Source organism: Paraglaciecola sp. L3A3 (genome assembly GCF_009796765.1).
Classification (GTDB): Bacteria; Pseudomonadota; Gammaproteobacteria; order Enterobacterales; family Alteromonadaceae; genus Paraglaciecola.
In genome coordinates, this window is sequence record NZ_CP047023.1 from 4,641,332 (window position 1) to 4,661,257 (window position 19,926).

General features: G+C 39.1%; 14 protein-coding genes. 6 read left to right on the top strand and 8 right to left on the bottom strand.

All coding sequences use genetic code 11. From position 1 onward, the window contains the following. Positions 1 to 5 precede the first annotated feature (5 nt). Together galT and arcB are read right to left on the bottom strand one after the other, a co-directional pair. Positions 6 to 1,055, bottom strand: coding sequence for a galactose-1-phosphate uridylyltransferase (galT, locus tag GQR87_RS19170; RefSeq protein ID WP_158972180.1), 1,050 nt, complete (start codon positions 1,053 to 1,055; stop codon positions 6 to 8). A gap of 89 nt (positions 1,056 to 1,144) precedes the next feature. Then, positions 1,145 to 3,493 (bottom strand): aerobic respiration two-component sensor histidine kinase ArcB, encoded by a 2,349-nt coding sequence (gene arcB / locus GQR87_RS19175; protein ID WP_158972182.1) that lies wholly within the window; start codon positions 3,491 to 3,493, stop codon positions 1,145 to 1,147. A gap of 595 nt (positions 3,494 to 4,088) precedes the next feature. Between arcB and gltB the strand changes: the two genes are divergently transcribed. The 3 genes from gltB to GQR87_RS19190 all read left to right on the top strand — a co-directional run bounded on the left by gltB (position 4,089) and on the right by GQR87_RS19190 (position 11,934). Then, on the top strand, positions 4,089 to 8,555 hold the full coding sequence (gene gltB / locus GQR87_RS19180; protein WP_158972184.1) for a glutamate synthase large subunit: 4,467 nt from the start codon (positions 4,089 to 4,091) through the stop codon (positions 8,553 to 8,555). 9 nt (positions 8,556 to 8,564) lie between these two features. After that, entirely contained in the window at positions 8,565 to 9,980 is a 1,416-nt protein-coding gene (locus GQR87_RS19185; RefSeq protein ID WP_158972186.1) for an FAD-dependent oxidoreductase, read from the top strand. Positions 9,981 to 10,215: 235 nt separating this feature from the next. Next, positions 10,216 to 11,934: a malectin domain-containing carbohydrate-binding protein gene (locus tag GQR87_RS19190; protein WP_158972188.1), complete on the top strand. Its 1,719-nt coding sequence runs from the start codon at positions 10,216 to 10,218 to the stop codon at positions 11,932 to 11,934. A gap of 92 nt (positions 11,935 to 12,026) precedes the next feature. On the opposite strand, the gene GQR87_RS19195 is transcribed toward GQR87_RS19190, so the two are convergent. The 4 genes from GQR87_RS19195 to GQR87_RS19210 form a co-directional block, all read right to left on the bottom strand. After that, positions 12,027 to 13,043 (bottom strand): GGDEF domain-containing protein, encoded by a 1,017-nt coding sequence (locus GQR87_RS19195; protein ID WP_233267322.1) that lies wholly within the window; start codon positions 13,041 to 13,043, stop codon positions 12,027 to 12,029. A 589-nt stretch (positions 13,044 to 13,632) separates the two neighbouring features. After that, the gene (locus tag GQR87_RS19200) at positions 13,633 to 14,289 is read right to left on the bottom strand and encodes a DsbA family oxidoreductase (protein ID WP_158972190.1); all 657 of its coding nucleotides are present in this window, start codon (positions 14,287 to 14,289) and stop codon (positions 13,633 to 13,635) included. Between the two features lie 57 nt (positions 14,290 to 14,346). Further along, positions 14,347 to 15,198, bottom strand: coding sequence for an alpha/beta hydrolase (locus GQR87_RS19205; protein ID WP_158972192.1), 852 nt, complete (start codon positions 15,196 to 15,198; stop codon positions 14,347 to 14,349). Between the two features lie 16 nt (positions 15,199 to 15,214). Continuing rightward, positions 15,215 to 15,733, bottom strand: coding sequence for a DUF2937 family protein (locus GQR87_RS19210; RefSeq protein WP_158972194.1), 519 nt, complete (start codon positions 15,731 to 15,733; stop codon positions 15,215 to 15,217). Positions 15,734 to 15,841: 108 nt separating this feature from the next. Between GQR87_RS19210 and GQR87_RS19215 the strand changes: the two genes are divergently transcribed. Further along, positions 15,842 to 16,213, top strand: coding sequence for a hypothetical protein (locus GQR87_RS19215; protein ID WP_158972196.1), 372 nt, complete (start codon positions 15,842 to 15,844; stop codon positions 16,211 to 16,213). A 126-nt stretch (positions 16,214 to 16,339) separates the two neighbouring features. Next, the gene (locus GQR87_RS19220) at positions 16,340 to 16,951 is read left to right on the top strand and encodes a DUF2726 domain-containing protein (protein ID WP_158972198.1); all 612 of its coding nucleotides are present in this window, start codon (positions 16,340 to 16,342) and stop codon (positions 16,949 to 16,951) included. A 63-nt stretch (positions 16,952 to 17,014) separates the two neighbouring features. Here the strand turns inward: GQR87_RS19220 and mdh are convergent, their stop codons facing one another. Further along, positions 17,015 to 17,950, bottom strand: coding sequence for a malate dehydrogenase (mdh, locus tag GQR87_RS19225; RefSeq protein WP_158972200.1), 936 nt, complete (start codon positions 17,948 to 17,950; stop codon positions 17,015 to 17,017). Between the two features lie 220 nt (positions 17,951 to 18,170). On the opposite strand from mdh, the gene argR reads away from it, so the two are divergent. Then, on the top strand, positions 18,171 to 18,635 hold the full coding sequence (gene argR, locus GQR87_RS19230; RefSeq protein ID WP_158973096.1) for a transcriptional regulator ArgR: 465 nt from the start codon (positions 18,171 to 18,173) through the stop codon (positions 18,633 to 18,635). 83 nt (positions 18,636 to 18,718) lie between these two features. Here argR and GQR87_RS19235 read toward each other — a convergent pair whose 3' ends face one another. After that, positions 18,719 to 19,891 carry an endonuclease/exonuclease/phosphatase family protein gene (locus GQR87_RS19235; protein WP_199271649.1) on the bottom strand — a complete coding sequence of 391 codons (1,173 nt, stop codon included), beginning with the start codon at positions 19,889 to 19,891 and terminating at the stop codon, positions 18,719 to 18,721. Between the last annotated feature and the right edge of the window lie 35 nt (positions 19,892 to 19,926).

Sequence of the window (19,926 nt, forward strand, 5' to 3'; positions counted from 1 at the left end):
TTTAATTATTCTCCTGCTGACTCATTATAGTGAACATCGCTTAACTCTTGTAAACGTGCAGCCGCTTGTTCTGCTGTTAGATCTCTTTGTGGTTCTGCCATCATTTCATAACCCACCATAAATTTACGCACGGTTGCTGAACGTAATAATGGAGGATAGAAGTGAGCATGTACCTGCCAATGATCAGTATTATCTAAATTATTTGGCGCTCCATGCCAGCCCATAGAGTAAGGGAAAGAGCATTGGAATAAATTATCATAACGGCTAGTCAATTTTTTTAACGCAACAGCTAAATCGGCTCTCTGCTCAGGATTGACATCTGTCAATCTGGGGCAAGTAAATTTAGGCATTAATAGAGTTTCAAATGGCCAAGCAGCCCAATATGGAACCACTGCTATCCAATGTTCGGTTTCTACTACAGTACGTGAGCCATCAGCCGATTCTTTGTTAGCATAATCTAACAGTAAAGAACTGTTATGTTTATCGAAATAGGCTTTTTGACTTTTTTCAGCTTTCGCCACTTCGTTTGGCACAAAATCGTTGGCCCAAACCTGTCCATGGGGATGCGGATTTGAACAGCCCATAGCGGCACCTTTATTTTCAAATACTTGTACCCAAACATATTCTTTTGATAAATCAGCAACTTGTTCCTGCCAAGTTTGAATCACTCCTTCTAATGCGGGAAGGGTAAGTTCAGGCAAAGTTTTATTATGCTCTGGAGAAAAACAAATTACACGGCTAGTGCCTCTTGCCGCTTCTAGAGTAAACAAATCATCATTCGATTGTTCAGAGGCGGGGGTATCTTTCATTAATGCAGCAAAGTCATTAGTGAATACGAAAGTTCCGTCGTATTTTGGATTGATTTCACCGTTGATACGAGTATTACCTGAACATAAATAACAATTAGGATCATGAGCGACACTGTCTGTTACTTGAGGCTTTTCTACTTGCCCCTGCCAAGGTCTTTTGGCTCTATGTGGTGAAACTAACACCCAATCCCCAGTTAAAGGATTACGGCGACGGTGTGAATGATCAATCGGGTCAAATGTAGACATTATCTAAACAACCTAAATATATTATAAATTAAAAAAAACTATCAGTAATTTTAACCTGTAAAGGTTAAAACTGCATTTTCAAAATGAAATTAATCGTCAACGTTTTGTTGACCTAACCAATTTACTAATTTTTGTATATCCTTTTCTGCGGCTTCATTAAGTTGCTCTACCCAGTCGTGAACATTTTCCCACCATGCTGGATGATCTCCTTGCTGAATTTCATTCGCTATTTTTTGTACTCTAGCTAAACCTACAGAACTGGCTGCACCTTTGATTTTATGTGCTTGAGAACACACCTCATCTTTTTCATCGGCACTTAAACTCAGCTGCAATATTTCCAAATATTCAGGCATATTATCCTGGAATACTTTTACACTGTTCCTGACCATTTCATGGCCTATGGTATCAACCAGCATTTGTAATAAATCGATATCTAGAATGGTATCAAATTGCCCGACCTTCGGAATATCACCAGGATTATGTGGTTCAGCAGGCTGCTCACAGAACAAACTATTAAACACTTCTATAATCCGACTCTTTTTCACTGGTTTTGCAATAACATCATCCATACCGTTATCTAGGTATTCTTGACGAGTTTTAATCACATTTGCAGTTAAAGCCACGATACTAGTTTGTTCGACTAAACTTTCTTCATGCATCACATTAGCCACATCAAAACCAGTCATGTCTGGTAATTGAATATCCAAAAGGACTAAGTCGTACTGTTTATCTCTAGCTTTTTCTATTGCTTCAGTACCTGTCATAGCAACATCAACATTCTGGCCTAATTTCTCAAGTAAGGCTTTAGCCACCATAACGTTCAGTTCTATATCTTCAACCAATAATATCTGTAAACCCGTAACTTTTAATGCTTCAACTTGGATGGGTTTTTGACTAATGGCTAAAGGTAACTTAACTGTGAAACAGGTTCCCTGCCCTTTAACACTGCTGACCGATATGTCGCCATGCATCAGAGACACCATTTCTTGACAAATAGCTAATCCAATACCTGTTCCAGTAGCGCTTTGATGTTCGGGTAAATTAACCTGATAATACATAGCAAATATTTTCTTTAAATCATCTTCAGGTATACCCACACCTGTATCACAGACTTTGAAGATAACCATGCTATTTTGATTATCAATAACTTCTGACGAGACTTGTAATGAAACTTTACCCTTTTGCGTAAACTTCACTGCATTAAACAACAAATTCCAGAGAATTTGCCTTAAACGTGTTCCGTCAACTTCTACCAAGGCAGGAATTGGCTTTACCACCTGCGCCTCAAATGCCAAATCTTTATCTTTAGCCAGCAAGTCAATAATGCTGCCTAACTCATTGGTGAAGTCTTGAATCGACACTGTTTTTAAAGATAACTCTAATCTATCTCGATCAAGACGATCTAAATCAATAATATCATTAAAAATATTACCCAAGGTAATACCACTGGCGTAAATAGTACTTACCCAAGAAAATTGCTCATCAGTCAATTTAGTATCTCTAAGCATTCTACTTAGACCTACGATTCCGTTAAGCGGCGTTCTTAATTCATGACTGATAGTAGCGATAAACTTAGTTTTGTCTTTACTTGCCTTAGCAACCGCTTCTTCAGCTTGTTTACGTTCAGTAATGTCACGGCCAAAAGCCAATAAACCTAGCAACGTATTATCTGCGTTATAAAATGGTACTCGACACATTTCGAAATATCGGCGTTTGCCATCAGCAAAACGTAACCAAATCTCTTCTTTTACACTCACGTTATTTTCTAATACGTAATGGTCACTTGTGACGACTTGATTGGCCAATTCTTCATCGAACACTTCATGCGGCGTCAAACCAATTATGTCTTTTTCTGTTTTACCTGTCATTTGCTCAGCGATTTTATTACAGCCAGCAAACTGTCCTTCTGGATTTCGATAATAAATTAGATCTGGAGAGGCATCGATAATTGAACGCAATAAAGTGGACAATCTAATAGCTTGTTGTTCTTTTTCTGATTTATCTTCGATTTCTCGTTCTAAATCAGTAAACATATCTTCACGCTCTAATTGAGCATTTTTTCTTTGCTCAATTTCGTGGTTAAGCTGTTTGATATTATTTTGTAAAGTGCGATTAAGTAATTCATCTTCTTCAAGTAGTTTTTCTAGCTGAGAAACTACCTCTTTTAGACTCACCCTTGATTGTTCTAGTTGTTTAACTAACTCACTAAAAAACCATAAGACCCAAGGAGCACTCAATAATGATAAGAGTATGGCACCAATAAAATCTTCAGCTTGTACGCTACCATCTAGCAAAGTTCGCAAGAAGTATGTACCAAGAAAGGTAAAAATTAAGGTAAGGATGACAAAAAATATACTGGCTTTAACAGCACCAAAACGAATGATAAATTTTGCAAAACGTATCACCCAAGGATCTACTACTGTTGAACTATTTGGCATAATTAGGGTCTCTGATTAGGTCTATTCGGCTAAGCAATATTAGCCGTTTGTGCAAATAATTAAATGCTAATGTAATTTAACCGGCGACATGCTACCAAGAATGTCTCTAGGATCAAAACTTAGGCTAGTATTAAACAATATAACACACAGCGAAAAAGACTATTTATGCCCTAAAAGTGAATACTTATTCTAAACAACGCAAACCCAATAACACAAAATACCACAAAATTTAACCTTTATATAACATTATTCATTAAAAATAAGCTTTTTTTTATAGCTTATAACCAAGCCCCACATTCAACATAAGAAGCTGATTTATATTGAGTTTATGCTGAATTTCAGTTTCAGGTTAAAATTATTTTCAATTCACCTGTACATGAAATTTGATTTATATTTTGATACTCGGTATTTTACACAACCTGCTTAGTATAAATATTCGATAGTCGACAGGCATCCTCAATAATCATTACGAAGAAAAAGCATTAGGTAAGGCGCGAAGCTAAATCAGGTTTTTATATGGTTCTTTGGTGTATTATTAGCAGCACATAAACATATTAACACTCGCCCAGTCGATGGTTGAAGGAGTTTACATTAAATGAGTTTATATCATCCTAACGATTCAAAGGATAATTGTGGATTTGGATTAATCGCCAATACTCAAGGCGAACCAAGTCACAAATTAGTCAGTACCGCAATTGAAGGTCTTGACCGTATGCAACATAGGGGCGGAATAGCGTCTGATGGCATCACGGGCGATGGCTGTGGTTTACTGTTACAAAAGCCTGATGCATTTTTTCAAAAAGTTGCAGCAGAAAATAATTGGAAGTTAAGCCAGAAATATGGGGTGGGAATGATTTTCCTAAACCCAGACGAGGCCTTAGCCCAAGTAGCTCGAGACATCCTAGCTGAAGAGCTAGAGAAAGAAACTCTTTCAGTAGTGGGTTGGCGTGTAGTGCCTACCGACAATTCAATTTTGGGTGACTTAGCTGTAAGCTGCGTACCACAAATTGAACAAATTTATGTCAATGCTCCTCCAGGTTGGCGAACAGAAGATCTAGGCCGTCGTTTGTTTATGGCTCGCCGTCGTACTGAAAAACGATTAGAAGATGACTCTGAGTTTTATATAGCCAGTTTATCTAATACTGTGACTGTCTATAAAGGACTTGTCATGGCTGGTGACTTGCCTAAGTTTTATTTAGACTTAGCAGATGAAGATATGCAATCGTCTATCTGTGTATTTCACCAACGTTTTTCAACCAACACCTTACCTCGCTGGCCATTAGCTCAACCATTCCGCTTTTTGGCGCACAATGGTGAAATAAATACTATCCGCGGTAACCGTGATTGGGCACAAGCTCGTTCTGGTAAATTCAAAACTCCATTACTACCTGACTTAGCTGATGCCGCACCATTTGTAAATGAAGTGGGCTCTGACTCATCTTCACTAGACAATATGCTGGAATTATTCTTAGCCGGTGGTATGGATTTATTCCGTGCTATGCGTTTATTAGTTCCGCCCGCATATCAAAACAATAAAACCATGGATGAAGACTTAAAAGCCTTCTACGAATTTAACTCCATGCACATGGAACCATGGGATGGGCCTGCTGGCATAGTATTGACGAATGGTCGTCATGCCGCTTGTAACCTTGACCGAAATGGTCTTCGCCCAGCACGTTATGTGATCACTAAAGATGGTTTAATTACATTAGCATCTGAAGTGGGTATCTGGGACTACGATGAAAAAGATGTCGTAGAAAAAGGTCGTGTAGCACCTGGTGAAATGTTAGCTATTGATACAGAAACCGGTAAAATCTGGCGCTCAAATGAAATAGATGATGACTTAAAAAATCGCCATCCCTATAAGGAATGGTTAGATAAAAGTATTCGTCATTTAACGCCTATTGAAAAGTGCGAAACACCAGAAGTTGGCAAACGTCTGTTTGATAACGACACTATGAATACCTACTTCAAGCAATTTAATATTAGCTATGAAGAAATGGATCAAGTCATTAAAGTACTGGCAAAAGATGGTCAAGAAGCGACAGGTTCGATGGGTGACGATACACCTATGGCTGTATTATCAGGAAAAAGTCGTACTATCTATGACTTTTTCCGTCAACAATTTGCCCAAGTAACCAATCCACCTATCGATCCATTACGTGAAAATCACGTTATGTCTTTGGCAACCTGTATTGGCCGCGAAAAATCTGTATTTACTGAAACGTCTGGTTATGCCGATCGTGTATTGTTTAACTCACCTATCATGACTTACTCAGACTTAAAACAATTACGTGAATATGATCCTGAGCATTATTATGCTGAATTTGTTGAACTTAACTACAAGCCAACTGAAGGTCTAAAGAAAGCCCTTACACGTGTATGTGATGAAGTAGAACACATAGTGAGTCACAAACGTGCAGCCTTTGTTATTTTATCAGATAGAAAAATCAAACAATCGCTGATCCCTATTCCTGCAGCTATGGCAGTGGGTGCAGTGCAAAAACGTTTAGTTGAAAAAGGTTTACGTTGTGACGCCAACATAGTGGTTGAAACAGCATCTGTTCGTGACCCTCATCACTACGCAGTTTTATTAGGCTTAGGTGCTACCGCTATCTATCCTTTCCTTGCTTATGAAATAATTGAGCAAATGTGTGAAAACAATGAACTAGAACTAACACCATTAGAAGGCATAGTTAACTACCGTAAAGGTATTAACAAAGGGCTATACAAGATCATGTCGAAGATGGGTATCTCCACCATCGCTAGTTACCGTTGTTCTAAGTTATTTGAAGCAGTGGGTATTAATGATTCTGTTATGGCCACTTGTTTTAAGGGTGTGCCTAGCCGAATTCAAGGTGCAGATTTTGATGATTTCGAACAAGATCAAATTAACTTAAATCGTGTTGCATGGCTTAAACGTAAATCACAAGATCATGGTGGTTTATTAAAATATGTACACGGTGGCGAATACCATACTTATAACCCTGATGTTGTCACCTCACTACAAAAAGCAGTAGTCAGCGGTAACTATGCAGATTATCAAGTCTATAGCGCCTTAGTTAACGAGCGCCCTATCGCTTGTTTACGCGACTTACTTCAGTTATCGCCAGAAGCAGATCCTATATCAATTGATGATGTTGAACCTGCCGAAAACTTATTTAAACGTTTTGATACTGCAGCTATGTCTATTGGCGCATTGAGCCCTGAAGCTCATGAAGCTTTAGCTATAGCGATGAACCGTTTAGGTGGTAATTCAAACTCAGGTGAGGGTGGCGAAGACGTAAAACGTTTTGGTAACGAGAAAAACTCTAATATCAAACAAATAGCTTCTGGTCGTTTTGGTGTAACACCTCATTATTTAGTTAACGCTAAAATATTACAAATTAAAGTCGCACAGGGCGCTAAGCCTGGTGAAGGTGGTCAGTTACCAGGTGATAAAGTGAATGCCTATATTGCTGAACTACGTCACTCTGTGCCAGGTGTCACCTTGATTTCACCTCCACCACATCACGATATTTATTCAATCGAAGATTTGGCTCAGTTAATTTTTGACTTAAAACAAGTTAACCCTGAAGCCTTAATCTCGGTGAAATTAGTATCTGAACCAGGTGTAGGCACCATAGCATGTGGTGTTGCTAAAGCTTATGCAGACTTAATCACTATCTCTGGTTATGACGGTGGAACAGGTGCAAGCCCGTTAACATCAGTTAAATATGCAGGTAGCCCTTGGGAGTTAGGTTTAGCCGAAACTCAGCAAGCGTTAGTAAGCAATGGTTTACGTCATAAAGTACGAGTGCAAACAGACGGCGGCTTAAAAACTGGATTAGACGTAGTTAAAGGTGCCATTTTAGGAGCTGAAAGTTTCGGTTTTGGTACTGGACCTATGGTTGCCTTAGGATGTAAATATCTACGTATTTGTCACTTGAACAATTGTGCGACAGGTATTGCAACACAAGACGAAAACTTAAGGGATAACCACTTTATTGGTTTACCCGAAATGGTAATGAACTACTTTAGGTTTGTTGCCCAAGAAGTACGTGAAATCATGGCTTCTTTAGGTGTCAGTAAATTAGATGACTTAATTGGTCGTACAGATTTATTGAAAGTATTGGACGGCGTTACAGCTAAACAAAACAAATTAGATCTACAGCCTATTTTAGCTAAACCTGAAGCTGGCGATCACACTAAACTGTTCTGCAGTGAAGGCGCTAATGCTCCAGCGGATAAAGGCGACTTAAATAAACAGTTATTAACTGACTTACAGACAAGTGTCGAAACCAAAGCTGGTGGTGTATTCAATTATAACATCCGTAATACTGACCGTTCTGTAGGTGCCATTATTTCTGGTTTAATTGCTAAAAATTATGGCAATAAAGGGATGGACGAGCATCCAATTAAACTAAACTTTACCGGTACAGCCGGGCAAAGCTTTGGTGTTTGGAACGCTGGCGGTCTAGAAATGACAATTTCTGGTGATGCCAACGATTATGTAGGTAAAGGTATGGCTGGCGGTAAATTAGTCATTCATCCGCCTAGAGGCGTAAGCTTTAAATCTAACGAAAGTGTCATTGCGGGTAACACCTGTTTATATGGTGCCACAGGCGGTAAATTATTTGCAGCTGGTTTAGCTGGAGAACGATTTGCAGTACGTAACTCTGGCGCAATCGCTGTAGTTGAAGGTATAGGTGACAACGGTTGCGAATATATGACTGGTGGTATCGTAGCTGTACTTGGTCGCACTGGCGTTAACTTTGGTGCCGGTATGACAGGTGGTTTTGCCTATATCCTTGATGAGTCAGATGATATTGAGCAGCGTGTGAATGGCGATTTAGTAGAAATGTTATCTATCGAAGATAAATCAATATTGACTGAACACCTACGTGGTCTGATTAATCAGCATTACGAAGAAACAGGCAGTGAACATGCGCATAATATTTTAAGTAATTTTGCCACGTTCTTACCTAAGTTTAGACTGGTTAAACCTAAAACCAGTGATGTTAAAAATTTACTTGGTCACATAAGTCGGTCTACTGCCGAACTTCGTGTTCAAGTGCAATAAGGGGGCATTATGTCTAAGAATATATACCAGTTCGTTGATGTAGAACGTATTGACCCGCCTAAGAAGCCCTCGATCGTTAGACGTGAAGAGTTTGCTGAAATTTATCAGTCAATGAGTGAAACCCAAGTAGCCGGTCAAGCTGACCGCTGCTTAGATTGTGGTAACCCTTATTGCGAGTGGAAATGCCCTGTTCATAACTTCATTCCTCAATGGTTAAGTTTAGCCAATGAAGGACGTATTTTTGAAGCCGCAGAATTATCTAGTAAGACCAACACTTTGCCAGAGGTATGTGGACGTGTTTGTCCACAAGATCGTTTGTGTGAAGGAGCTTGTACTCTAAACGATGAATTTGGTGCAGTGACAATTGGTAGTATTGAAAAGTACATTACCGATACAGCCTTTAAACAAGGTTGGCGTCCAGATATGTCAAAAGTTGTTAAAACAGACAAGAAAGTCGCCATTATCGGAGCCGGACCTGCAGGTTTAGGTTGTGCCGATATTTTGGTAAGAAATGGTGTGACTCCAGTTGTTTTCGATAAATACGAAAAAATTGGTGGTTTGTTAACCTTTGGAATTCCTTCGTTCAAATTAGAAAAAAGTGTGATGTCATTACGTCACGAAATTTTTACTGAAATGGGCATTGAGTTTGTACTTAATACCGAAATTGGTAAAGACGTGCCTTTCCAAGATTTATTAGACGGATACGATGCCGTATTCCTTGGTATGGGTACTTATAAACCTATGCAAGGTGGATTCGATAACGAAAAAGCACCGGGTGTATACGAAGCACTTCCTTACCTAATTGCCAATGTTAATCGTCAATTAGGTTTAGAAAAGTCTGCTACTGATTTTGTTGATATGAAAGGCAAAAAAGTTGTAGTACTAGGTGGTGGAGATACCACTATGGACTGTGTTAGAACAGCCATACGTCAAGGTGCTACTGAAGTAACTTGTGCTTATCGTCGTGATGAAGCCAGCATGCCTGGATCTCGTCGTGAAGTAGTCAATGCTCGTGAAGAAGGGGTTAACTTTAGTTTTAACCTAATGCCATTAGACATTGCTGTTAATGACAAGGGTGAAACGATTGGGGTAACTATGGTTAAGACTGAAATGGGTCAACCAGATGCTGAAGGTCGTCGTCGTCCGGTTGTGATTGAAGGTTCAGAACATGTACTTGAAGCAGATGCGGTAATCATTGCTTTTGGTTTCCAACCTAGTCCCGCTCCTTGGTTTGCTGATTACGGTATCATCTTAGATGAAAAAGGCCGTGTTCGTGCCCCAAGAAACGGTAAATACGCTTTCCAAACGTCTAATCCTAAAATATTTTCAGGTGGTGACATGGTGCGTGGTTCTGACTTAGTGGTAACCGCCATTGATGAAGGTCGTGTAGCAGCTGAAGGTATTTTGGATTATCTTCGAGTTTAGTCGCTAAACTATATAAATGACTAAAGGGTGTCGCCTAAACAGCGACACCTTTTTTTTTGCAAAAAATAAAGTTAACAATCAACATTGATCATATATAAAAACTTAAAGTTATATTTGCAATAAAAATGAAGTCTGATATTGTTCCAAACTTGTTAACTGAAGGTTAATTAATTACACCTGCATTAGTCCCTTTAACCTTCGCCATTAAATTAACACTAAATAAACGGACGTTATCATGAGCTTTCACAAATTTAAGCATTGTAAAACTTACCTTCAATTATCCACCCCGCACCTAGATCTAAAAAAATATTCAACTGCATTTTTATTAACCACCAGCATGTTATTCAGTGCCTGTGGCGGTAGCTCGGATCCTGCAGATCCCACAACAAAACCGGTGGAGCCTGCACCAACAGTTGAACCTATGAGTGTCACAGGCATAAGCCAAGATGAGTTAATTGCTGCGAATGAAAGTTTAATCATTACTGCAAAGTCAGCCAATTTAACCAATACAGTGTTAATCCTGAATGGGAAAGAAATATCTAGTATTAACAGCGCACCTTTTCAGTTTTCCGCGTCAAGCCTAGCTGAATTAGCTGAGTTGCCCATTGGGCGTCATGAGATAGAGGTAAAAGGGACGGTAGATGGCAAAGAACAAAGCATAAGTTTTGCTTTTAAAAAGGACGGGGAATACTTAGCTACTTACGCTGCGGTTAACTATGTTTATGAAAATAGTCCTTACCCGGTAGACTCAATCACTGAGATTGCTGGGATCCCTTTTACAGCCAAGGAAGGTGGCTGGATAGATATTGCCGGTGATGCAGAAGTTGAAGGCACAGATGCAGATACTTTATATACTCGAGAATTAGCGGGCGACAGTATTCATTTAGCCCATCAAGTTTCTAACGGCAATTACATTGTTGAGTTACATTTCGCAGAAGTTTGGTTTAACGGTACAACTAGAGCGGGCCGTGACGCTAGAGTATTTGATGTGAAAATTGAAGACGAGTTAGTCGCAGATGACTTAGATGTATTTGCTGAAGTGGGTTTTTTAACGGCCTATACCATTAAGAATAATGAATTATTGGTAGAAGATGGTGAGCTAAACATTGCGCTTGAAGGAGTAATTGGCGATGCAAAAATTAATGCATATTCGATTCAACGCCTTCTAAATGCTTGGCAAGACGAAGACTCTGATGGAATAGTCAATTTTGATGATAAATGTTTGGGTACAGCTGAAAGTGTAGAAATAGATGAGGATGGTTGTGCTTTACCTCCAGACCCAGGTGAAGCTCCAGTCAAAATTAATGGCGGCATATTTTTAGAAAAAGATGGGCTATTAGTAGTCGAAATGGAGTCAACTGATCATACAGACGGCTGGAAATTCGAAACAGGCAGAGATGCAACAGGCCCTGGTTATTTGAACATGTTAGCCCCTCAAGCAGCATGGAAACCTGCAAATATTAAAGAAGTCATCAAGGTTAGAATTAAAATTGAAAATCCAGGTCGCTATCAATTCGCATGGCGTAATTTGATCACTAAACCTGGGGTGCCCTCTACTGAACATAATGATAGTTACTTAAAAATATATGCCGATAATTTTTACGGCCAAAAAGGTGAAAATATTGTTTGCCCGAAAGTATTAGAGCCTGAAAATCAATGTGTCCCAGCCGGCCGAAGTTTAGCTGGAGAAGCCGCACTTGGTTACTTTAAAATCTGGCGTTCAGGATCACCTATTGATGTATGGAATTGGTCCAGCAATACCAGTGATAGCGACGGTCATACGGTTTTTGCTGAGTTCGATGATACAGGTGAATATGCAGTAGAAATAGCAAATCGCTCTGACTACCATGCTATTGATAGGTTTGTGTTATTTCGCGATGGCAACGAAAGTAATAACGTCGCCAAATCTGTGGCGTTAGACCTCAATACTCCAGAATCAGCTAGAGAACCATAATAAGACTGGCTTAAAGCAACCGACTAACTCTGGTTGCTTTTTGATATGTTAAAATATTCACCAAAAATATAACGGCTAGTTTTAAAGATAATTTACTTATCGCTAAAGACTACACAGTCACGGCCTTGAGCTTTAGCTTGATAAAGTGCTTTATCGGCACTTTTCAACCAAGCTAATATGCTTGTTCCTGGTTGCCAAGCTGCCACGCCAAAAGACACTGTTACAACTTCTCCATCTGGGGTTTTTAAATCCTTTTTAATATGGGCTCTGAGATTGTCGATAAAACTATGCTGTTGGAGATGATCGAGTTCAGAAATCAACAACACAAACTCTTCTCCGCCATACCGATAAAGGCGGTCGTGTTTACGAATATGTCCATTGATAATTGTGACCATGTTTTTCAAAACTTGGTCACCACCATCATGGCCATATTTATCATTGACCATCTTAAAATAATCAATATCCATTATTACTAGTAACTGCTGAACATTATTTCGTTCAGAAAGAGACACGGCGGCTTCAAGATCTGTAGTTAATGCTCGACGATTCAGCGCCCCGGTCAAAGCATCTATCGTATTCAAGGTTTCTAGTAAACTAAATTGTTTTGCGCTATGGCTTGCATGAATAAAGCCGCTTAATGACAGCATCAAGATGGTGACAATAAAAGAAGTCATAGAAACCAAAGTAAAAACGTCAAATAAGGTTACTAGAGCAAGTCCAGCGATAGCATTGATTTTGAGGGCGGCATTCGGCTTAACCAGAAAAAAAGTACTGGCGAATACGGGATAAACCCACAATAAGCTGTCTATTCCATTGGTAATGGTGATCAGTACAACACCAACATTAATAAATACTGCGGCGACTCCATTGGCTGTTTGAACTTTTTTTGTGTAAAGCGCATAAATCACTATGATCGTAATGCCCAACACAATAAGCATATTAATAAATGCCGCAGTGTTATTACCTTCAAGGTAACGTATGACCGCGAATGGAGAAACACCTAATACTGAAACAATACCGAGAATCGACAGTATAGAAAGTTGATATTTTTCCTTTAATTGGTTGAGCATGATGCCCCTAAGTGAAAATTCATTATTATGCATTGCCATAATGTCACATTAGTAAACCGAAAAACAAGTCAGCCAAAAAGCTTAGAGCTGAGTAAAACCGCAAAACGCATTGACAGTATATATAGCCTTAAATAGACATTTGATGGTCTATAACTTCAATTTTCTCTGCTAGTCGCCTTGAGCATACTGGTTATGTAAACTAGCCTACTCTGAGCAATCTCACAGGCAGTGGTATTGATAAATTAATTCTAATGATTACAGTAATGAACCTGAATACTGGATAAGCCAAACCTCTGAAGCCCCCTCTTTTTGTGTCTAGCGGCGTTGAATTGTCTAGCAATAACAGGTTATTACATACGACAATCCGCCTTGCTTTACACGGAAATTTCGTCATCGAGTGAGCATTTAATTGAGGTTAATGAGTAATCTCAGGCAGTCAAAGATTAAAAACCAGTGCGGATGAGTAGAGGTGATAGCGACTTATTTTTCTATGTCAAAAACCACACGACTAAGACAAATTAGCCGTGTGGATATATTAGTTTTTAACGAGTGATTAGCTGTTTGTAATAATTGGCTTGTGCCATTCTAGCGAAATTAGTAGTCACTCAATTATTTAGCTCGATCGGTATTATACACTCTCAACTTCTTGGGCAATTTGTTTTAAAGCCTGTTCAAACACTTCAGTGGGTTGGCCGCCACTAATAAGGTGTTTGTTATTCACAATCACTGCGGGAACTGAACTTATCCCGGCAGATTGATAATGTTGCTGTTGTTTTCTCACTTCAGTAGTGAATTTATCTGAGTTCAAAATAGCTTTAGCTTGCTCAACATCCAGTCCTACTAATTCGACTACAGATAAAAGCTGTTGATGATCACTAGGATTACCTTCTTGCTTAAAATATAAATCAAATAGAGCAAGCTTTAATTCTGTCTGCTTACCTTGCTCTTCAGCCCAATGTAATAACCTATGTGCGTCAAAGGTATTATAAATTCGACCTCCCCCTCTGACGCCAAATTCGTAACCTACAGCTAAACCTCTCTGTTTGATGGTTTCTCGGTTTTGTTCTGCCTGTTGTTCACTGATGCCATACTTCTGGGTAATATGCTCTGTGATTTCTTGCCCTTCTTGTGGCATCTGCGGATTGAGCTCAAAAGGTTGCCAAGTGATATTTGCTTGCACTTGTGGCGCTATATTTTGCAAAGCTTGTTCAAGAGCCTTATAGCCAATAATGCACCATGGACAAGATACATCTGAAACTATATCGATTGTTAATTGCGTGCTCATAATTTACCTTATATTTAATCTATAGAAACAACAGACCTGCTTTGGCTCAATTAAGTTTCATTCTTTAAATAACCAAATTAAACCATTTCTAATAGTATCTGGAGTCGCAGACAAATGATTTTGACCAGCTAAAGTGACAAAATTAGCTTGCCAGTCTGGCTGTTGTTTCTGCCAAAAACCAACCCATTCAGTGGACGGAATTTTATATTTTTGGTCATCAAATTCGGCAATAGAAACAAACACCTTAGGTCGATGAGTGCGGGCACTTAACGGCCGTTTAAAATAGTCTAAATTACGATATAACGCCGGATTGCTAGCAATCACTCCATAAAAAGGCGCCTTACCATACATACTGGAATATAAAGCAAATTGACCTGCTAAAGACTGGCCAAATAATACCTGCTTATCTTTATCTACTAGGTATTTTTGCTGAATAATAGGCATTAATCTATGCTCAACAAATTCTTCAAACACCGCAGCACCGCCCCAGTGTTCTCGTTCTTTAGATGGCGCAGTAAAATCATGACTGCGGTCGTTACCTTGACGCCAATCGTGAGTTCCATAACTAATACCCACTATTATCATGGGCGGAATATCTTTCATCCACCTGAGATGGGTATACATGCCTACCATCAGCGGAAAGTTGGTTCCACCATCTAATAAATACAGGACAGGAAAAGTTTGTTTATCTGATTTTTTATATTCTTCAGGAAGGCGCACAAAAATATGATAAGGGAATGTATTTTTAGTTTTACTCGGATTAGTAATAGCAAAACTTTCTACTTGCCCCAATCCCTGTAGTTTATCCCAAGCAACCTCTTCATTATTGGCATTGGCGGAACTAGTCGAGAGTAATACAAACAAAAAAACAGCCATTCGCAGCACACATTTGAATATTCTTTTAGACATAACGGGCCTCATATTTTCAAGTATTATTATCAGCTTGTTGGTTACGTTTTACCCAATATAGTAAACCGGCCAGCAAGATATCTATTATACCAGCCAGAAAAAGTGCAATCACCACCCCCCAAATCAAAGCGGCAGGATCTAGTAAGATCATGTAACTGTATTGCTGCATGGTTTCTGAAAGTAGTTTTTTGTTGGCAAAAAATAATACATGACTGGTGCGAAATACTGCTGAAGCTTGTAATGCAGACATTTCATTTTGTAGTTCTACCACTCGGTCAGACATAAACCGAATATTGACCGCATCATCACGAAAAATAGCATCACTACTGTTTTCGTAATGACTAATCAAGGCAGACATACTGCCATTAAAATATCTATCAGCCGTTTGTTGAAATCCAGCTAACAGTTCAACCGCTTCAGTTAAATGAGCATCGACTCGTTTTTGATATTGATCGACCACAGCGGGAATTTGGATCCCCATCAATAAACCACTACAAAAAATAATCAAGCGCAGGTAATCAGTAATAAATTTCATTTTATATACTCATGACAACTCAGCAATACCTTAATTAAGGTGATTCACCTTGCTGCTACATTAATGAACTTCTATAGTAATCAAAAGTGCAACCTAGGGGATACGTGTTTGTTTAAATTAATCATCAAAGTGTGTGTTATTTGGCTGTTGAGTAATAATGCCTATGCAGATACCACAGAAGCAGAGACAAAAAATAAACAGTCTATACAAATATGCCCTGAAACATTTTATTCACTGCCACTGCTGGATTCAGCGAAGTTTTGCCAGCAGTTTTCAACTACGCCCCCCGCTAGCATGTCTTATTTTGCGGCAGATGATCAACAAACCACTAAAACATTTTATTTGAAAAATTTCGGCCCTGCCGAGAAAGAACAAATCCTAAAAGGTAGAATTGTACTGCAATATGAGGATGGCAATAAAATTGTCATCATTTCCACTGACGGTCAAGGCAGCCAAATAGACATTTTGATTAAATCTTAAGCTCAACCAGCAAATTTCAGCGCCTCCTAAATCAACTCGACTCTTGCAACATTTGGCATTTTTATTGCTTTACTCATACCAAAACTAACACCTTGTCGATTTTTTGACACTAGCTTTGGAGAGACCATGGAACTTGCAATAATTTTGATGATGTTATTAATCTTAGTCGCAGTTGGCGCTATGAAATTACATGAACCTGCGTTGGCTTTTCCATTCCAAAAGAAAACCAACCTTTTTACGCCTGTAGAACGCTCATTTATTGATTTAATCGAAAATGCGGTAGGCAAAGACTTTCGTATACTATGCCGAGTGAAGATGAGTGATGTGTTAGCCGTACGTAAGTCCGCAGATAAAAAGACAGTTAAAAATGCTCTTTCTAGAGCGGGTAGTAAACAATTTGATTTTGTCTTGTGCTCGAAAGACAGCATGATGCCAGTGTTAGCTATCGACTTAGTTCACTCTAAAGGAAAAGATGGCTATAAAAATCAACGTGATTATTTTGTTAGTGGCGCATTAGATGCAGCGCATATACCGCATATACGCATAAAAGTACGTGCTGGTTATACAGTTAAAGATATTCAAGAATGTATTCAAGCTAAATTGCCCAAATCAAAACAGATAAGTGTACCTGTAATGCAAGGTACGGCAAAACTAGCTAAAGAATTTGCTAACCAAGCAAGACCGACACGTCCAATCAAAACCAATAAAACAGTGACAACACGATCTGTTGCGGCTTAATATTTTTCTCAGGCAATAAAAAACCAGCTTATTAGCTGGTTTTTTTATTCTTCAATCAATCGTCTAGCCGTTAACGAAATCAACACCTAGTGCGATATCGCCACGTAAACCTTCAATCATCGAAGCTTTAGCACTTTCTTCAAACGCACTTAATTCACCGTAAGGTAGAATTTCTTCTACGCCGTTTTTACCTAAACGAACAGGGTGAGAGAAGAAAGCAGCATCGTCGCTATTCACTTCAACATAAGTATATTCTACTACGTTTTCACCACGCATTGCTGCAACCAGTGATAAACAGAATCTAGCTGCTGCTTGACCCATAGAAAGTGTTGCAGATCCGCCACCAGCTTTAGCTTCTACTACTTCAGTACCAGCATTTTGGATACGTGTAGTCAAACTTGCCACTTCTTCGTCAGTAAACTCAACACCTTCAACTTGCGACAATAAAGGTAGAATAGTTGTACCAGAGTGACCACCGATAACAGGTACATGTACATTTGCAGGGTTAAGGCCTTTCAGCTCACCAACAAACGTTTCTGCACGAATGATATCCAGTGTAGTGACACCGAATAATTTATTTTTGTTGTAAACACCTTTAGCTTTTAAGGCTTCTGCAGCAATAGCAACAGTAGTATTCACTGGATTAGTAATAATACAAGTACATGCGTTAGGACAGTTATCAGCAATTGCATCAACTAAGTTTCTAACAATGCCAGCATTAATATTAAACAAATCAGAACGATCCATACCTGGCTTACGTGGTACGCCAGCTGGGATCAAAACAATGTCACAACCAGTCAATGCATCAGCTAAATCGTCTTTGCCGAAACCTTGTACTTTAACATCGGTAGGGATATGGCTTAAGTCAACTGCGACACCTGGAACTACTGGAGCTACGTCATATAAAGACAGCTCTGTACCTGCTGGAAGTTGAGTTTTTAATAATAGTGATAACGCTTGGCCGATACCACCGGCTGCACCTAATACAGCTACTTTCATAATTATCTCCTGTGAATGCTATGTGTGTAGGGGTGTTGTTCTTTTTTTAATGACAGAATAACACGCTAATTCTAACGATAACTTTATGTGTTTTAAACTTAAATGCAATTTCAGCTTTTAAGAATCATGTCATTATACTTAATAACTCAGTCAATATGTGGGCAAATTGCTTAAACCCAAGCAATGGGGCAAAATAGCGCCAAGAAATTACGAGGGACCTATGGCCAACATTAAGCAAGAAACACTCATCAAAGCATTTAAAGACATTTTAAAAACAGAAAGTTTCGGCTCTCAAGGGGATATAGTCAATGCTTTAAAAGTGCAAAGCTTTGACAACATTAGCCAATCAAAAGTTTCTCGTATGTTAAGCAAGTATGGCGCTGTCAGAACCCGTAATGCCCGAGGGGAGATGGTCTACTGCTTACCACCAGAATTAGGTATGCCTACCGCTAAAAGCCCGCTTAAACAGCTAGTATTAGATGTTGTGCATAATAATGTGATGATTATCATACGCACCAGCCCAGGAGCAGCTCAGCTGATCGCTAGATTATTAGACTCTTTAGGCGAAAATGATGGCGTGTTAGGCACAATAGCCGGAGACGATACTATTTTTATCGCCCCCGTCGATATCAGCACAATTGCTGATACCAGAGACAAAGTAGAAGCGTTATTTGAAAATGTCTAATATTTTGTAGGTCGTCATTTATGGCAACAACTTATTGCTATATATTAACTCGTCGGGCTAAAGCCACGACCTACATACACTTCCTATTTCCTAATAGCCATATCAAGCCAAACCAAGCGATGATCTGATGAGCTACTACGATTTTTAATTAATCGGTATAAAGGTTCTTTTTGGCGTGGCCAAAACACCTCACCGCCCTGAATTGATATCCCTGATTTTGAGGGCAGCACATAATCGGCCCTCATTCTCCAACCGGCAGTATGGGTAGCCGATAAGGGATTGTTTGGCGTGTGTATTTTGCCACCTTCACTTTTAGGAATATAATCTCCATTAACCTTGGAGTGAGTCAGCAAATCCACAATTGCTTGCTTATGAGAGTCCCCTTCCGTCATTGACGAATTCAAATCTCCCATCACCACAAAGCGTTGACCCATAAAGCCACCTGTGTGACCTTTGTCGTCATAAATGTATGATCCTTGCTGCTTACCACTAATGTAATCCACCCAAAAACGCACTTCATCATGATTACGTTTACCATTGCGGTTTTCAGGGCCATCAAATACTGGAGGGGTTGGGTGACTAGCTAAAATGTGCAAGGTTTTACCATTCACATTTACCGGTATATCCCAATGAGATTTCGAAGACAAACGTAAATCTTGCTGTGCAGCAATTGAATACCAAGGCTTGTCATTTTCATCGACTATACCCACCAGCTGGTTATTCGGCATGTCTTGCCATTTAAACAATTGAAAAGTGCGTATTGAGTCTGTATCAATTGGAAAACGACTCAATAACACCATGCCATATTGCCCAGGATAAAAACCAAAGCCAAAAGCGTCGTCCTTTGTACCAGAAGCCACACCGTCTTTGTTTAAGTCATGGCCACTATCTACACCAGTATTGACTGGCGCAGTGTAATAATAAAGGTATTCTATTGGCTCATTACCACTTTGTGATTTTGCTAAATAGTTTTCAGTAAAAGCTAATACACCTTTTTTGTCATCACTGATGTAATCAAATTCATTCAGCAATATTATGTCTGGGCGAATATGTTGAATGATTTCAGCAATGTTTTTAATCTGCTGATGCTCACCGCTAGCCAAAAGCTCAAAAAGCTCATTACCAGTAATTTTGTTTACGTCTTCAACATAATTGGTAGCATCCATACTGACGTTAAACGTTGCCACACGTATTTGTTCTGCTTGAGCGAGTTGCGACATAGCCACCACCATTAAAAATATTGTTCTTAAAATCATTTTGGTCAATCCATTAATGTACAGTTACGCATATT

Coding starts and splice junctions, on each gene's coding strand:
- galT (WP_158972180.1), bottom strand. CDS start 1,055: ATGTCTACATTTGACCCGATTGATCATTCACACCGTCGCCGTAATCCT.
- arcB (WP_158972182.1), bottom strand. CDS start 3,493: ATGCCAAATAGTTCAACAGTAGTAGATCCTTGGGTGATACGTTTTGCA.
- gltB (WP_158972184.1), top strand. CDS start 4,089: ATGAGTTTATATCATCCTAACGATTCAAAGGATAATTGTGGATTTGGA.
- GQR87_RS19185 (WP_158972186.1), top strand. CDS start 8,565: ATGTCTAAGAATATATACCAGTTCGTTGATGTAGAACGTATTGACCCG.
- GQR87_RS19190 (WP_158972188.1), top strand. CDS start 10,216: ATGAGCTTTCACAAATTTAAGCATTGTAAAACTTACCTTCAATTATCC.
- GQR87_RS19195 (WP_233267322.1), bottom strand. CDS start 13,043: ATGGCAATGCATAATAATGAATTTTCACTTAGGGGCATCATGCTCAAC.
- GQR87_RS19200 (WP_158972190.1), bottom strand. CDS start 14,289: ATGAGCACGCAATTAACAATCGATATAGTTTCAGATGTATCTTGTCCA.
- GQR87_RS19205 (WP_158972192.1), bottom strand. CDS start 15,198: ATGTCTAAAAGAATATTCAAATGTGTGCTGCGAATGGCTGTTTTTTTG.
- GQR87_RS19210 (WP_158972194.1), bottom strand. CDS start 15,733: ATGAAATTTATTACTGATTACCTGCGCTTGATTATTTTTTGTAGTGGT.
- GQR87_RS19220 (WP_158972198.1), top strand. CDS start 16,340: ATGGAACTTGCAATAATTTTGATGATGTTATTAATCTTAGTCGCAGTT.
- mdh (WP_158972200.1), bottom strand. CDS start 17,950: ATGAAAGTAGCTGTATTAGGTGCAGCCGGTGGTATCGGCCAAGCGTTA.
- argR (WP_158973096.1), top strand. CDS start 18,171: ATGGCCAACATTAAGCAAGAAACACTCATCAAAGCATTTAAAGACATT.
- GQR87_RS19235 (WP_199271649.1), bottom strand. CDS start 19,891: ATGATTTTAAGAACAATATTTTTAATGGTGGTGGCTATGTCGCAACTC.